General features: G+C 67.9%; 19 protein-coding genes. 11 read left to right on the top strand and 8 right to left on the bottom strand.

The window, feature by feature from the left end; translation table 11 throughout:
• Positions 1–4 precede the first annotated feature (4 nt).
• From QM806_RS22945 to QM806_RS22930, 4 genes are read left to right on the top strand one after another with little or no spacing between them, the layout of a single operon-like run.
• Complete coding sequence (locus QM806_RS22945; RefSeq protein WP_005570634.1) at positions 5–670, top strand: glycosyltransferase family 2 protein; 666 nt, start codon at positions 5–7, stop codon at positions 668–670.
• The gene (locus QM806_RS22940) at positions 667–1,632 is read left to right on the top strand and encodes an acyl-CoA dehydrogenase family protein (protein WP_064080453.1); all 966 of its coding nucleotides are present in this window, start codon (positions 667–669) and stop codon (positions 1,630–1,632) included. Before QM806_RS22945 ends, QM806_RS22940 begins: the two co-directional genes overlap by 4 nt.
• 2 nt (positions 1,633–1,634) lie before the next feature.
• The gene (locus tag QM806_RS22935; protein WP_005575095.1) at positions 1,635–2,408 is read left to right on the top strand and encodes a PIG-L deacetylase family protein; all 774 of its coding nucleotides are present in this window, start codon (positions 1,635–1,637) and stop codon (positions 2,406–2,408) included.
• Entirely contained in the window at positions 2,402–3,019 is a 618-nt protein-coding gene (locus QM806_RS22930; RefSeq protein ID WP_043794229.1) for a class I SAM-dependent DNA methyltransferase, read from the top strand. Before QM806_RS22935 ends, QM806_RS22930 begins: the two co-directional genes overlap by 7 nt.
• 13 nt (positions 3,020–3,032) lie before the next feature.
• On the opposite strand, the gene phoU is transcribed toward QM806_RS22930, so the two are convergent.
• Together phoU and QM806_RS22920 are read right to left on the bottom strand one after the other, a co-directional pair.
• Positions 3,033–3,680 (bottom strand): phosphate signaling complex protein PhoU, encoded by a 648-nt coding sequence (gene phoU / locus QM806_RS22925; RefSeq protein WP_005255784.1) that lies wholly within the window; start codon positions 3,678–3,680, stop codon positions 3,033–3,035.
• A 38-nt stretch (positions 3,681–3,718) separates the two neighbouring features.
• A complete protein-coding gene (locus QM806_RS22920) occupies positions 3,719–3,988 on the bottom strand; it encodes a DUF4235 domain-containing protein (protein ID WP_054246545.1) in 270 nt (89 codons plus the stop codon).
• A gap of 133 nt (positions 3,989–4,121) precedes the next feature.
• On the opposite strand from QM806_RS22920, the gene QM806_RS22915 reads away from it, so the two are divergent.
• Together QM806_RS22915 and QM806_RS22910 are read left to right on the top strand one after the other, a co-directional pair.
• The gene (locus QM806_RS22915) at positions 4,122–5,444 is read left to right on the top strand and encodes an NAD(P)/FAD-dependent oxidoreductase (RefSeq protein ID WP_120661137.1); all 1,323 of its coding nucleotides are present in this window, start codon (positions 4,122–4,124) and stop codon (positions 5,442–5,444) included.
• A gap of 42 nt (positions 5,445–5,486) precedes the next feature.
• Positions 5,487–5,714 (top strand): hypothetical protein, encoded by a 228-nt coding sequence (locus tag QM806_RS22910; RefSeq protein ID WP_005575089.1) that lies wholly within the window; start codon positions 5,487–5,489, stop codon positions 5,712–5,714.
• Here QM806_RS22910 and QM806_RS22905 read toward each other — a convergent pair.
• Positions 5,711–6,400, bottom strand: coding sequence for an HAD family hydrolase (locus QM806_RS22905; RefSeq protein WP_120661138.1), 690 nt, complete (start codon positions 6,398–6,400; stop codon positions 5,711–5,713). The two genes, QM806_RS22910 and QM806_RS22905, sit on opposite strands and share 4 nt — an antisense overlap.
• A gap of 112 nt (positions 6,401–6,512) precedes the next feature.
• On the opposite strand from QM806_RS22905, the gene QM806_RS22900 reads away from it, so the two are divergent.
• Positions 6,513–6,956, top strand: coding sequence for an SRPBCC family protein (locus tag QM806_RS22900; RefSeq protein ID WP_037203471.1), 444 nt, complete (start codon positions 6,513–6,515; stop codon positions 6,954–6,956).
• Between the two features lie 4 nt (positions 6,957–6,960).
• Positions 6,961–8,580 carry a phytoene desaturase family protein gene (locus tag QM806_RS22895; RefSeq protein ID WP_120661139.1) on the top strand — a complete coding sequence of 540 codons (1,620 nt, stop codon included), beginning with the start codon at positions 6,961–6,963 and terminating at the stop codon, positions 8,578–8,580.
• A 12-nt stretch (positions 8,581–8,592) separates the two neighbouring features.
• On the opposite strand, the gene QM806_RS22890 is transcribed toward QM806_RS22895, so the two are convergent.
• Positions 8,593–9,003 carry an NYN domain-containing protein gene (locus QM806_RS22890; RefSeq protein ID WP_005575084.1) on the bottom strand — a complete coding sequence of 137 codons (411 nt, stop codon included), beginning with the start codon at positions 9,001–9,003 and terminating at the stop codon, positions 8,593–8,595.
• 74 nt (positions 9,004–9,077) lie between these two features.
• Between QM806_RS22890 and QM806_RS22885 the strand changes: the two genes are divergently transcribed.
• Entirely contained in the window at positions 9,078–10,061 is a 984-nt protein-coding gene (locus QM806_RS22885; protein ID WP_043794220.1) for a magnesium transporter CorA family protein, read from the top strand.
• Between the two features lie 567 nt (positions 10,062–10,628).
• On the opposite strand, the gene QM806_RS22880 is transcribed toward QM806_RS22885, so the two are convergent.
• Together QM806_RS22880 and QM806_RS22875 are read right to left on the bottom strand one after the other, a co-directional pair.
• On the bottom strand, positions 10,629–11,774 hold the full coding sequence (locus tag QM806_RS22880; RefSeq protein ID WP_005575080.1) for an RNA polymerase sigma factor: 1,146 nt from the start codon (positions 11,772–11,774) through the stop codon (positions 10,629–10,631).
• Positions 11,775–11,776: 2 nt separating this feature from the next.
• Positions 11,777–12,184, bottom strand: coding sequence for a YciI family protein (locus QM806_RS22875; protein WP_005575079.1), 408 nt, complete (start codon positions 12,182–12,184; stop codon positions 11,777–11,779).
• Between the two features lie 271 nt (positions 12,185–12,455).
• On the opposite strand from QM806_RS22875, the gene QM806_RS22870 reads away from it, so the two are divergent.
• Positions 12,456–12,680 (top strand): hypothetical protein, encoded by a 225-nt coding sequence (locus QM806_RS22870; protein WP_054246542.1) that lies wholly within the window; start codon positions 12,456–12,458, stop codon positions 12,678–12,680.
• Positions 12,681–12,752: 72 nt separating this feature from the next.
• On the top strand, positions 12,753–12,902 hold the full coding sequence (locus QM806_RS22865) for a hypothetical protein (protein WP_155756038.1): 150 nt from the start codon (positions 12,753–12,755) through the stop codon (positions 12,900–12,902).
• A gap of 15 nt (positions 12,903–12,917) precedes the next feature.
• Here the strand turns inward: QM806_RS22865 and QM806_RS22860 are convergent, their stop codons facing one another.
• Positions 12,918–13,598 carry an HhH-GDP family DNA glycosylase gene (locus QM806_RS22860; protein WP_005575075.1) on the bottom strand — a complete coding sequence of 227 codons (681 nt, stop codon included), beginning with the start codon at positions 13,596–13,598 and terminating at the stop codon, positions 12,918–12,920.
• Positions 13,599–13,609: 11 nt separating this feature from the next.
• On the bottom strand, positions 13,610–14,059 hold the full coding sequence (locus tag QM806_RS22855; RefSeq protein ID WP_005575073.1) for an STAS domain-containing protein: 450 nt from the start codon (positions 14,057–14,059) through the stop codon (positions 13,610–13,612).
• Positions 14,060–14,299: the final 240 nt, after the last annotated feature.

The following is a 14,299-nucleotide window of genomic DNA, read 5'->3' as shown; positions in this document are numbered from 1 at the left end:
CGTCATGCGCGTCGAGCACATCACGGTGGTCGTGCCCGCCCACGACGAAGAAGCGCTGTTGCCGCACTGTCTGGAGGGGTTGCGTGCCGCCGCGCGGGAGGTGTCCGTGCCGGTCACGACGGTGGTGGTGCTCGACGGATGTACCGACGGCAGCGAAGCCGTCGTCCGTGAAGCGGACGTCGACGTCGTGGTCCTGGGTGCGCGGAACGTCGGCGCGGCCCGTCGTGCGGGTTTCGACTGGGTCGCCCCACGCTCACACGAATGGTTCGCCACGACGGACGCGGACTCGCAGGTCCCCGCCCACTGGCTCTCGTCCCACCTGCAGCACGCGAGTCGTGGGGCGCAGTTGGTGGCGGGCACGGTGGCGGTCACCGACTGGTCGGGCTGGCCCGACCACGTCCGGTCGCGGTACGGCAGCGCCTACCGGTCCGGCGCCGCCCATGGGCACGTGCACGGCGCGTCCCTCGGATTCTCCGCGGATCTGTATCGGGCGGTGGGAGGTTTTGCCGCACTGCCCGCGCACGAGGACGTGGATCTGGTGCAGCGGATGGTCGGGCGGGGAGCGAACGTGGTGTGGAGTATCGACGCCCCGGTGGAGACGTCGGCGCGAGTCGAGGCCCGAGCTCCGCAGGGGTTCGCCACGTACCTCGAGGGATTGCAGGACCGATGAGCGCCGACGTGACCCACGACAGCAGCCCCGCCGCCGCAGCAGTGCGGGCGATCATCCTTTCGGGGGACGCGGAACTGCCGCTGCCGGGCGGCGGCTCGACCGCAGCCCGATGGGCGCGGCTGACGCAGTGGTGCCGCCACGACCTCTCGGTCGGCCGGCTCCTCGAGGCGCACGCAGACGCGGACGCGATCCTCGCCGAACTCGACGGGACCCGCGCCGGCCGGAACGAGTTCTGGGGTGTGTGGGCCAGCGAGCCACCGCACCCCGTGCTGGACGCCTCCCACGACGCGGCCGGGTGGCGCCTGCGGGGGACGAAGGCATGGTGCTCCGGGGCGTCGATGTGCACGCATGCCCTGGTCACGGCACGAGTCGACGGGCAACCCCGGCTGTTCGCCGTCGACCTGCGGGAATCGGGTGTCACGGCGGGCCACGGAGGCTGGCGAAATTCGGGCATGGCGGCGACCGACACCGAATCGGTGACGTTCGACGGCGTTCCCGCGCGACCGGTCGGCGCTGCGGACGAGTACCTCGACCGTCCCGGGTTCTGGCACGGCGGCATCGGGGTGGCGGCGTGCTGGTTCGGGGGCGCGCTCGCCGTCGCCGAACCGCTGCGGGTGCGGGCCCGGAGCGGCCGCGCGGACAGTCACCAGCTCGCGCACCTCGGCGCGATCGACGTCGCCGTCAGCGCGGCACGATGGGCATTCGAGTCCGCGGCCGGGGAGGTGGATGCGAGCCCCCTCGATCGGAGGTCCGCTCAGACGCGCGCGTTCCGGGTGCGGGCGCTGATCGAGCGGACCGCGAGCGACGTTATCGACCGCGTCGGCCGCGCGCTGGGTGCCGCGCCCCTCGCGACGGATGCCGGCCATGCCCGCAATGTCGCGGACCTCCTCGTGTACATCCGGCAATCCCACGCCGAGCGCGATCTCGCGACACTCGGCGCACTCGTCGCGGGGGAGGACTGACAGTGGACAACGGCACCAGATTCCGGGAGCTCCCGGTGGCCGCGCGCGGCACACCGGAGGACGAATGGCAGCCGTGGCTGGCGTCCACCCCCTTCCAGCCGGTACCACTCGCGGAGTGCGACCGGTTGGTCGTCGTCGCACCACATCCCGACGACGAGGTACTCGGTGTGGGCGCGCTGATGGCCACTGCCGCGGCCGCCGGTATTCCCGTCGTGGTGGTGGCGGTGACGGACGGTGCGGCGTCCCACCCCGACTCGCCGACGCTGACGCCCGACGCACTGGCCGCCGCACGGATCGCGGAATCGAACCAGGCGACAGCACTGCTGGGTGTCGGCGAACCACTGCGACTCGGAATACCGGACGGCGGGGTGAGCGCGCACGAGCACGAACTCACCACCCGCCTCGTCGACGTGCTCACCGCGACCCCCGGAGAAGCGGAGAGGGTGTGGGTGCTCGCCACCTGGCGAGGCGACGGCCATCCCGATCACGAAGCCACCGGAAGAGCTGCGGCAGAAGCCTGTTCGATCACCGGTCACCGACTGATCGAGTATCCGGTCTGGATGTGGCACTGGGCGCGGCCGGCCGATCCGGCGGTGCCCTGGAACCGGATACGCGTCCTGACCCCGGCCGCGGAGATCCTGGAACGCAAACGCCGTGCCGTCGACGAATTCCGCACCCAGATTCTCCCGCTTTCCGAAGACCCGCGGGACGCCGCGATCCTCCCGCCGTGGGTGCTCGCGAGACTGATGCGGACAACGGAATGGGTGCTGTGGTGAGCGCGATGGATCCCGGCTACTTCGAAACGATGTACGCCGAATCGGCGGATCCGTGGGGCTTCGACGAACGATGGTACGAACGCCGCAAGTACGCGCTCACTCTCGCGGCCCTGCCCCGTCCGCACTATCGGCGGGCGTTCGAACCGGGGTGCTCGATCGGCGTGCTCACGGCGCACCTGGCGCGACGCTGCGACCGGGTCGTCGCAACCGACGTGGTACCGCGTGCGCTGGAGAGCGCACGGGACCGTCTGCGTCGCGAAGGACTGGCAGACCGGGTGGAACTCGGCCGGGCATCGCTGCTCGACCCGTGGCCACCCGGCAGCTTCGACCTCGTGGTGCTCAGTGAGGTGCTGTACTACCTGACGCCCGCCGACCTCACGACCACGCTGGGACGTGCCGTCGACGCCCTCGAAGAGGGTGGCACCCTCGTGGCGGTCCACTGGCAGCATTCGGTACCGGAGTATCCGCAGACCGGGCGCGCGGTGCACGAGACGGTCGCGGCGACCGACGGCCTCCACCGTGCCGGGGCGTACCGGGACGCGGACTTCCACCTCGACGTCTACACCCGGGGTCCGGTGCCGTCGGTGGCCGCGGCGGAAGGGTTGAGCTGACCCGGAGTCGCCCTCATTGTTCGGGCAGGCTCCCGGTCTCGAGGAAGATGACGCGCCTGCCGATCTCGACCGTGTGGTCGCAGAACCGCTCGTAGAAGCGGCCGAGCAGGGTGATGTCGACGGCCGACTGGACACCGTGCGGCCAGTCCTCGGCCTGGGTGATCGTGAACAGGCTCCGATGGAGATCGTCCATCGCCTCGTCCGCCGTCAGCAAGCCGCGTGCGCGCTCGGGATCGCGGTGCTGCAGCACCTGCTCGGTTTCCCTCGCCTGCGCGACGGCGACGGCGCCCATCTCGGTGAACACGTCCAGCACCTCGTCGGGAACGACGTGATCGGGATGCCGTCTACGGGCGATCTTCGCGATGTGCACAGCGAGACCGCCCATGCGGTGCAGATCCGCGGAAATGTGGAGGCCGCCGACCATGAATCGGAGGTCGTGCGCGACCGGTGCCTGCAGCGCCAGCAGGGCGAAGGCACGCTTCTCCCAGTGCGCCGCGGCATCGTCGAGCTCGCCGCTCACGTCGATGACGTGCTCGGCGAGCTCGAGGTCTGCCTGCAGCAGTGCGTCGCTCGCCTCCGACATCGCGGTAACGGACAGCCGGCACATTGAGGCGAGATCGCCGGACAGGCTGTCGAGGTTTTCCGCGAAACGAGTACGCATCGGCTCAGCCTAAGGGGTTCTATGACAACAGCCTCGATCTACCGGGGGTCGGCGTGCGCCAGCTTCCGGTATCCCTGCGCGCCTGCGCGGTCCACCGCCGCCTTGACCAGGCCGAATACGGTGCCCTGCACGGCCGCCGCGATCAGCACTTCGCGGGTGCTGCGTGAGAGATCCTGGGGGTCGGGAGCCTCCGATTCGCCGGCGACACGCTTCCACACCTGACCGAAAACCGCACTGGCCGCGATTCCGCCGGCGACACTCGCGGCCAGCGCCAACGGTTTGTACATTGCCTTCGATACGGCACTCATCTTCCCGCCCTTCGCATTCGATCCCATCGATCGCTCTCGGTACGGCGAGTACCCGTATTCGCCGTCCTCACACCGCGGTGCAGCGACGCCGGCGATTGTTTCGTTCGATCCCAGGGTGGGGACAGTGTTCTGTATGACCAACGAATCAGCTGGAGAGCCAACTCGCATCGTAGTGGTGGGAAGCGGCTTCGCCGGATTCGAATGCGCACGTGCTCTCGTGCGGCGTCTCCGGGGGACCGATGCCCGCATCACCATGATCTCGCCACACGACTACATGCTGTACACCCCGCTCCTACCGGAGGTGGCGGGCGGAATCCTGGACGCTCGGTTCGTCACCGTTCCTCTGTCCGAGGCGCTGCCGAACGTCGAACTGGTGAAGGGCAGCGTCGATTCCGTCGACTTCGAGTCCCGCACCGTGCACGTGACCGACTGCGAGCAGGGCGTCGAGGACGTGGCCTGGGACCGGGTGGTAATCACCCCCGGATCGGTGACCCGCCTGTTCGACATTCCCGGGCTCGCCGAGCACGCGAGGGGGCTCGAGACGCCGGCCGAGGCGCTGTACTTCCGCGACCAGCTCCTCACCCAGATCGAACTCGCCGAGCGGGACACCGACCCTTCGGTTGCCGATGCCCGCCGAACGGTCGTCGTCGTGGGTGCGTCCTACGCGGGCACGGAACTCACCGCGCAACTGCGCGCCCTCGCCGACGAAGCGGCCGCACGGCGAAAACTCGACCCCGCGAAGATCCGGTTTCTGCTGCTCGACGCCGCCGACACGGTGATGCCGGAGGTGGGGGAGAAGCTGGGCGGCAAGGTTCTGGACGTGTTGCGCTCCCGGGGCATCGACGTGCGCCTGGAAACCACCCTCACGGAACTCGGACCCGACCACGTCACGCTCGACGACGGCACCGTGGTCCCCACCCGCACCGTCGCCTGGGTGACGGGCGTGACCGCCAGCCCGCTCATCGACACGCTCGGGTTACCCAGCGAGAAGGGGAGATTGACGGTGCGCCCCGACCTCTCGGTGGACGGGCATCCCGATGTCTTCGCTGGCGGCGACGCCGCGGCTGTTCCCGATCCGAAGAACAACGGATCGGTCACCCCTCCCACCGCCCAGCACGCCGTGCGGCAAGGACAGGCCCTGGCCCGCAACGTCGCGGCAAGCCTGGGCGTCGGCGACCCGAAACCGTACAGCCATCGCGACATGGGTCTCGTCGTGGATCTCGGCCCGGGGTTCGCCGTCGCGAACCCCCTCGGCATTCAGCTGTCGGGGTTCCTCGCGAAGGTGGTCACGCGCGCCTACCACCTCTACGCGATGCCGAACGCGGCCAACCGCTGGGCGGTCGCTCTTGCCTACCTCACCGATCTGCTCTTCCCCCGCCCACTCGTGTCGATCGGGCTGGTCACCGATTCGGAATCGCGGTTCGCAGCCGGTGAGGGCGTAGGGGCACAGTCGTGAAACCACGGCGTTTTCGGCACGACGCAACGAAAGGAACAGGTGATGACTGAGAGCAAGAAGGAATTCGTCGCACTTCGCCTCGACGAGGTGATCCACGAATGGGAGGCGAACGCGCCTGCCGGAGGTTCGGGATCCGGGGGATCGGAGGGGCCGTTGGTCACAGCGCAGCGCCATCGCGCCGAGATAGACACCGCGACCGACGAGCGTGTCGACGAGATCGCTGACGCGTATCCCGAGATCGCGCAGGCGTGGTCGTCCCGCGGAGCCTAGGACCCCAACAGCCTCGCGAGCGGACTGGACTCGAGGTGGTCCAGTAGGTCCTGTGCATCCTCGAACACCGCCTCCGCGCCGGCCTCTGTCAATTCGGCGCGGGAAATTCCGCCGCTGAGGAGACCGACAAAGGTGACCCCGGCGCGGGACGCCGCTTTGCCGTCCCACACCGCGTCACCCACCATCACCGCAGTGTCCGAGGACGTGGACGAGCGGTCCATCGCTGCGCGAACCACTCCGGGATCCGGTTTGGCGGAATCGACGTCCTCGGACGACGTGGTGTGCGCGATGTACGAGTCGACCGACAGGACCTCCCGCAACACGTCCAGCTCCTCCTCGGGAGCGGAGGTGGCGAGGACGACCTGCACACCACGCCCGTGCAGTTCGCGGATCAGTTCCCGGGCGCCGGCGAGCGGCCGCATGCTGTCCCGCGCGCCGAGGTAATACGTCTTGTGGAGGTCCTTCGCGCGGTCCCCGAGCGTGTCCGCGTCGTCGCCGAGTAGCGATTCCAGGAGAAGCGACGAATCCAGTCCGATCGCGCGATGCACCCGCCACGCGTCGACGTCGTGCCCGACCTCCCGGAACGCTCGCTGCCACGCTCGCACGTGCAGATAGTTGGAGTCGACCAGCGTGCCGTCGACGTCGAACAGCGCTGCTCTCACGGCGGTAGAGGATTCCGAAGACATAGGCTCGAGCAAACCACAGTGCCCGGTGCGTGGCGACCATTGCGTAGCTCACGTTTTCGATCCGGGGAACGTGGGTAAGCGCTGGGAGTCCATGAGGTACTCGTTCGAGGGAGTGGTCGTCATCGAAGCACACTGCGACACGTCGGCTTCGGCTTCGGACGTGTGGTCCGTTCTCGCCAACGGATGGCTGTACCCGTCCTGGGTGGTCGGGGCGTCACGCATGCGTGCCGTCTCCGCCGACTGGCCCGCCGTCGGAAGCCGTTTGCATCACTCGGTCGGTGCCTGGCCCGCGTTGATCGACGACTCCACCGAGGTCCTGTTCGCCGAAGAGAATCGTGAACTGCGGCTGCTGGCCCAGGTGACGCCCACGAAGGCTGTTGTGCGACTGCGACTGGAGCCGCGTGGATCCGGCTGCCACCTCCAGATGTCCGAGGCCGCAGCCTCCGTACCGCTGAAGTGGGTTCCGCGGACGGCGCAGGACCTCGCGGTCCTCCCCCGAAATCTGGAGTGCCTGCGCCGGCTCTCGTTCCTCGCCGAGCGAAACACGAAACCCTGACGCCGTGACAGTGCGGACAGTCGACGCCGTCGTCATCGGAGCCGGGCCCAACGGTCTCGCCGCGACGGCCACCCTGGCGGAGGCCGGCTGGGATGTCGTCCTCCTCGAACAGCAACCGGAACCGGGTGGCGCCGTCAGGTCGGCCGAACTCTTCCCGGGTTTCCGTACCGACCTGTTCAGTGCGTTCTATCCGCTGGCGGCGGTGTCGCCGGCGATCCGGCACCTCGACCTCGAGGGTGTGGGTCTGCAATGGAGTCAGGCGCCCGCTGCGGTCGGGCACCCCAGGTACCCGGACGACGACGATGCCCCGCTGATCCACCGGGACCCCACTGACACAGCGGCCGACCTCGAGCGCAGGCAACCGGGGGACGGACAGGCGTGGCTCCGGCTCTTCGAGCAGTGGAAGGACGTCAAGGAACCGTTCCTCGACACCCTGTTCAGCCCGTTTCCCCCCGTCCGCGGACCACGACGACTGCTGTCGCAGCTCGGCACCGCGGAAGCACTCCGGCTCGTGCGTTTCCTCATGCTGCCCGCACGCCGGATGACGCACGAGCTGTTCGACGGGGAATCCGCCCGGGTGTTGTTGCTGGGCAACGCAATGCACGCCGACACACCGGTCGACGCACCCGGAAGCGGAGTCATGGGATATCTCCTGACCATGCTCGCGCAGGACGACGGGTACGTCGTCCCGGTCGGTGGGGCCGGCGCACTCTCCGCCGCGATGGCGGAACGAGGGAGACGGAACGGCGCAGAAATTCGTTGCGGCGAGGAGGTGACGTCGATCGAGGTCACCGGGGGAGTGGCGACAGAGGTTCGGACTGCGGGCGGCGACCGCTATCTGACCAGACGCGCGGTGCTCGCGGATGTCTCCGCGCCCGCACTGTACGGACGGTTGCTGGATTCCTCCGTGGTGCCGGCGGGCGTCCGAGCCGACCTGGAGAAGTTCGAATGGGATACCCCCGTCGTCAAGGTGAACTACGCACTCGACCGCAAGATTCCGTGGCGCTCGCGGAGCCTCGAATCCGCCGGAACCGTGCATCTGGGCGCCGACGACAACGGACTGGTCCGGTGGATGGCCGACCTGACCACAGGCGTGATCCCGACCCACCCGTTCCTGCTGTTCGGTCAGATGACGACATCCGACCCCAGCCGTTCGCCCGAGGGAACCGAAAGCGCCTGGGCCTACACCCATCTGCCGCGGGGAATCACGGACGACGAGTCGGCGGAGTTGCTCGCGCACCGGGTGGACGCGATGCTCGAATCGCACGCGCCGGGATTCGCCGAGCGGGTGGTCGGGCGCAACGTGCAGCGTCCGGGCGATCTCGAGGCGAGCAACGCGAACCTGCACGGCGGCGCCGTCAACGGCGGCACCGCCCAGCTGTACCAGCAGCTCGTCTTCCGCCCGACCCCCGGTTCGTCCGGGCCCGACACGTCGATCGGCCGGCTGTACCTGGCGAGCTCGGCCACCCACCCGGGCGGCGGTGTCCACGGTATGTGTGGGTACAACGCGGCCCGTGCCGCGCTGGCCGACCACGGACGGTGGGGGTTGGTGCGGAGGAAGGTCCGCGGCCGCATCCTCGACCTCGTGGTCACCGACGGTAAGCGGTCCGCGCACCACCGCTGACCGGCGGGACTGCTAGGAGTCGATACGGTCCAGGAGCCAGCGCGGACCGAACGTGTGGGCCCCGAGCGCCTCGACTCGGTTGCGGAGTCCCTGGTCTGCGGTGACGACGATGATCGGCCGGTCGCCGTCCGCCTCGGCGGCTGCGGCCACCACGTCGACGATCGCGTCGTCGCCCGAACTGTCCGCCGATACCACCCGCAGGCCCTCGAATTCCGCGCTCGTCGCTCCGGTGACGGCGGCCTTCGCCGCGCCCTCGAGGACGACCACCACCTCGGCGGGCTGATCCAGGCGCTGTTCGAAGGTGGCGAGCTCGGCGAGTAATCGTCGGGCCGCGCCGGCACGATCACGCCACCAACCGTCGGGTCGCGAGCCGACGACGTTCGCAGCGTCCACCACAACCAGCACAGTCCTGTCGTCAGCCATGTCCTCAGTCTCCTCTCGTCTCTGCTCGCAGTGCTATGACAGAGGTGACGGTCCGTCGTGGCGAGGAGGCCGATATGGATATCCGCTTCATCTCCCGTGACGGTGTGCGTTCGTGTGCGGTGACGGAACTGAGGGAGTTGCTCGACCGCCCCGACGGGTTGGTCTGGGTGGATGTCCCGACCTGGGACGATCAGGCGGACGACGCATTGACCACGGTTTTCGGCTTTCACCCTCTCGCCGTGCGGGATTCGATGAACCGCAATCAGGTGCCGAAGGTGCATAGATATGTGGACCACTTCTTCGTGGTTCTGCACGCGCCGCAGTCAGGAGCGCACGGACACGTACATTACGTCGAACTGGACCAGTTCATCGGCAGCCGGTACCTGGTGACGGTGCACGGCCCGGTAAATCCTGCGATCGATCCCTCGACCGCAATGGTCGAGGTGAATACGGTACTGGGCCGGCTGGAGTCGGGGAAGTTGCAGCCGGTCACCGGGTTCGAATTGTCGTTCGCGTTGCTCGCCGCGTTGACGGCTCGGATGCGGGCGTACACCGCCGAGTTGACCAAGGACGTGTGGAAGCTCGAGCAACAGGTGACCGGCGGGCACCTCGGTAACCCGGAAACCTTTCTCGACGAGATGTTCCGGGTGCGACACGGTCTGCTCACGGTCGGGACCATGGCCGCGTTGAGCCGAGAGGTCTACGGCCGAATGGTCACCATCGAGGCGTTCGGCACCGGCAAGGGGCAGGATCTCCTGCTCGATGCGGTCGACCAGTTCCAGCATCTGACCGTGATGGCCAAGGGCCAGAAGGACTACCTCCAGGGCACGATCGAGTTCTACCAGGCACGCACGAACACCAAGATGACCATCGCCGCCGAGCGACTCGCCGTCATCGCGGCCGTCACGTTGCCGATCACTGCCTTGTCCTCGATCATCGGCATGAATGTGATCGTGAACGAACGGACACAATGGCTCTCGGTCGCCGCGATCGTGCTCGTGATGCTCGCCATGTCCGGGGCACTCCTCGTCTGGGCGAAGCGCAAAGGCTGGTTCTGAAGTCCGTCCATCGGGGGAGTGGGGGAGTGGGGGACTCGGCGGCAGGGCAGTACGTGGGATCCCCACCGTGTGTGTCGTCTCTGCATGATCGTCGGCAACACCGCATCAGGCCCCTCGGAATCCAACACATCTGACTCGGACTCGGACGGAACGCGCCGATTACCCGAATTCTGGCGTGGCTATTTCACGGAGCCGGGGTAGTGGCACTACCACTGACAACTCCCGACCTCATTCATCCCGTTCCCATTGCTCGGACCCTGGGGATTCAGTCCCGATGCCGGAGCGGGGGAGAGGGCCTGCCAGGGCGGCCGAGCGGTCACGGGGGAGTGGAACACATCGGCCGACACTCAGGCACTCAGGGGACAACTGGATCGCGAATCGCGCAACCGCTGGTCATTGCCGGTCAATCTTCATCCCTAACGAGGATATGATTCGGCCCGTGACGGAACGCCATGGTTTACCGAACACCTCCGTAGTTGTGTCAGCAGGAACCAACCGTCCTCACCACAACAACCAACGTCCCTCTCCTCAACCAATCACCTCAGCAACCGACACATACGACGCGGTTCAACTGCGCAGCTGCGTGTTGAGCCGCGCGGCCTGTCGTGTGAGGTGGTCGCGTTCGGGGAGGTTGGGCGCCGACCGGGCAGCTTCGGCGTAGAGCCGCGCTGCGGTCGCAGGGTCACCGTCGCGCTCGTGTAGGTACGCTGCGGCCGCGGAGTACCGGGGAAGGGTGGGGTCGAGCCCCGCAAGGGCAGCCAGGCCTGCTCTCGGGCCGTCCGCCTCGCCGACCGCGACGGCGCGGTTGAGGCGGGCCACCGGGCTGTCGGTGAGGCGGACCAGTTCGTCGTACCACTCGACGATCTGCACCCAGTCGGTCTCCTCGGCCTTCTGGGCGTCGGCGTGGAGCGCAGCGATGGCAGCTTGGGCCTGGAACTCGCCCAGTCGGTCGCGGGCGAGGGCTGTCTGGAGCACGTCGACGCCCTCGGCGATCAGGCGGGTGTTCCACAGGCTGCGGTCCTGCTCGGCGAGGGGCACGAGGCTGCCGTCGGTGCGGGTCCGTGCCGGACGCCGGGCGTGGTGGAGCAGCATGAGCGCGAGCAGGCCCGCGACCTCCTCATGGATGGTCATGGCCGCCAGTTGGCGGGTGAGCCGGATCGCCTCGACGGCGAGATCGACGTCCCCGGAATAGCCCTCGTTGAAGACCAGGTAGAGCACGCGCAGCACCGTGGCGACGTCGCCGTGCTGGTCGAACCGGACGCTCGAGACGGTCCGCTTGGCCCTGCTGATCCGCTGGGCCATGGTCGACTCGGGCACGAGGTAGGCCTGCGCGATCTGACGTGTGGTCAGGCCACCGACGGCGCGCAGCGTGAGCGCGACGGCCGAGGCCGGTGTCAGGGACGGGTGCGCGCACAGGAAATACAGCTGGAGCGTGTCGTCCACCGCCTCGCCCGGGCCGGGTACGGGCTCTGCCTCCACGAGCACCTCGCGGTTTCGGCGGGAGCTGTCGGCGCGGGTGGCGTCGAGGAACTTGCGCCAGGCCACGGTGACCAGCCAGCCCTTGGGGTCTCGCGGCGGGTTGTCCGGCCACGCGCGCACGGCTTCGATCAGGGCGTCCTGCACGGCGTCCTCGGCCGCCGCGAAGTCGGCTCCGCGCCGGACGAGGACGCCGATCACGGTGGGGGTGAGGGTCCGCAGAAGTGCGTCGTCCACCGTCACTCCGTGATGGTCGGGGGCTCAGTCAGGAACGGGCGCACCTCGAGCCATTCGTGGATCGGCTTCCCACCCGCCCCCGGGGCCGCGGACAACTCGCCGGCCAGTTCGAGCGCCCGCTCGCGGGTCTCGACGTCGATCACCATCCAGCCGGCGATCAGGTCCTTGGTCTCCGCGAACGGGCCGTCGGTGACCGGCGGTCGCCCCTCACCGTCGTAGCGGACGAACGTGCCCTCCGCGGAGAGCGCCTGACTGTCGACGAACTCGCCGGTGCCCTCGAGCCGGGCGGCGAAGTCGTTCATGTACTGCACGTGGGCCGAGATTTCCTCCGGCGTCCATTGGTCCATGGGCACGTCGTTGATCGATGCGGGCGCGCCACGGTAGTGCTTGAGCAGTAGGTACTTGGCCATCATGTTCTCCTTGGTGCGGTGCGGCCCATTCTGGCCGTGTTCACTCCGGGGACGAAGCGACGCGCGGGTTCTCGACATCCCTGCACGGATTCTTTTCGATCGTCGCGATCCGTGACGGGCGGTCAGCTGCTCCACCGTTCGGCGATGATCCCCTCCGGCCTGCGCATGGTGTAGATGGCACCGACTGGCGCGAGGGCATGTTGTGATGTACAACATACTCGTAAGTTTGTGACTCGAGTCACTCAGCTGCTACAACGGGGTACGCCAACTCATGACCCGCACCACGGTGCACCAGGACGATCAGCGCACGACGTCGCCGCCCACTGTCGAGGAGCCGCGACGCCGCCACACGCTGCGTCCGACCGTGTACATCGCCTCTGTCTCGGCGGCAACCGCAACCGCGCCCGCAGTCGTCGTGACGGGATCCGTGCTCGTCGCCGTCGCCACCTCCGTGTCAATGCTCGCCGCCGTAGTACTCGCCGCGCTCCTGATCTAACCGTCCGCCTCGCGGGCGCACCCTTCGACCACCACGCGGCACTCGCCGGCGCAGAAGACAGAAAGCACTCACATGAACACCTTCACCACGCCCACCTCCGCTCGCAATCGCGGCTTCGCCCCCTCTCGTGGCTCGATGAGCACGATGGAGATCAAGAACCGCATCGAAGCAATGTTCCGCGAGGACGACGAGCGCGAGTCGAAGGCGATCAGAGCGGAGTAGTACCGGCGCCGGTTCTCAGCACGTATTGCCGCGCACATCCTCCCGAAGTTGCGTGTCGAGAGAGACCCGCACCAGGGCGGCCGCCAGTTCCGCCACTCGACCCTCCGGGGCAAGGGCGGACAGTGCGTCGGGATCGTCCGGCAGTCCCAGCTCGCGCGCAGACTTGCTCGCTCGCGTGTCGAAGTAGGGCCGCACCCACGGCCACACGTCCTGAACTTCCCGGAGAAAGATGTCGGCGCCCACCGGGCCGATTCCATCGAACTCCGTCAGTAACCGAACTGCTCCGGAGATCTCCTGATCGCAGGCTCGGGCCAGCCGGCGCAGGTCGCCGCCATACTCGTCGTCGACTCGAACTGCGGCGGCGTGCAGACGGGTAGCCGTGCTCTCGTCATAGCGCACGTAACCCGCTCTGCCGAGTGCAGAGATGATGGTGCGACGGTCCGCCGTGCGTACCGCGCGTGGGCTGCGCAAGCCCGCTCGGAACAGTTCCCGGGCCGCCGCGACAGCGATCTCCGAGGAGATCCGCGTGCTCAGCAGCAAAGACAGTGTCAGCAGTTGGAAGAGCGGCGTCGGGGTGTCCTTCAAGGTCACGTGCGACGCGGACGCGTACGTCGGGCCGGCGTTGTCGAGAAGTGCACGCGCGGTCTCCGCGACGCTTGCCTCCTGACGCCCACGAGTGGGCTGCTTCCCGGACATGTCGACTCCGATCAGCTGTGTGCGATTTTCTCCACCCTCTCGAAGGCGTCGCGAACCGTGCGGCACGTGGGGATCATCGCGTCGAGGCCGATGGCCTCGACAGGTCGGAGCACCGCTCGATTGCCCGCCAGCACCCATGCAATGTGCTGCCGCCTAGCAGATTCCGCAAACTCGGACAGGATCGACAATCCCGAGGTTCCGACGAAGTCGACTGCAGTCATGTCGACGATGATGCGTGAACGGGAGCCCCCGTCGGTCAGGTGCGCGAGAGCGAGCGCGAAGGCAGGAGCGGCGAGCACATCGATGTCGCCAGAGATTCGTCCCACCGTGGCGTCGGCGTCCGGCGCGAACTCGACGGCCATCCGCAATCCACGGTCACGGTTGAGCGCATCCCGTGTGACGTGGCCGGTCGGCTTTGCGGTCAGGGGAGTGACCCGGAACGACGTGCGTGATGGTTTCATGACCCTCCGATCGCGTGCACTCAGTTGGTGTCCGCGCGCCGAATGGAGCGCAGCGGCACCAAGACCGCAGTGGGAGTGCACACAATATTTGTCCACCGCGCACTGCTGCGGCCTCCGGACAATCTGCGGCTGTGTTCTCAACCACGCGCGATCAACACTACGTCTCCACCAGATCGGCATCAACCGATTGCCAACGCGCTCTAACGGAGGCAGGTGGGGGTCCCGCTCGTGAGCCGAGGA

The sequence above is a fragment of the Rhodococcus sp. IEGM 1351 genome, assembly GCF_030056875.1.
Taxonomy (GTDB): domain Bacteria; phylum Actinomycetota; class Actinomycetes; order Mycobacteriales; family Mycobacteriaceae; genus Rhodococcus_F; species Rhodococcus_F opacus.
Note: the sequence above shows the minus strand (reverse complement) of the source record. Positions and strands in the feature narration are given on the sequence as shown.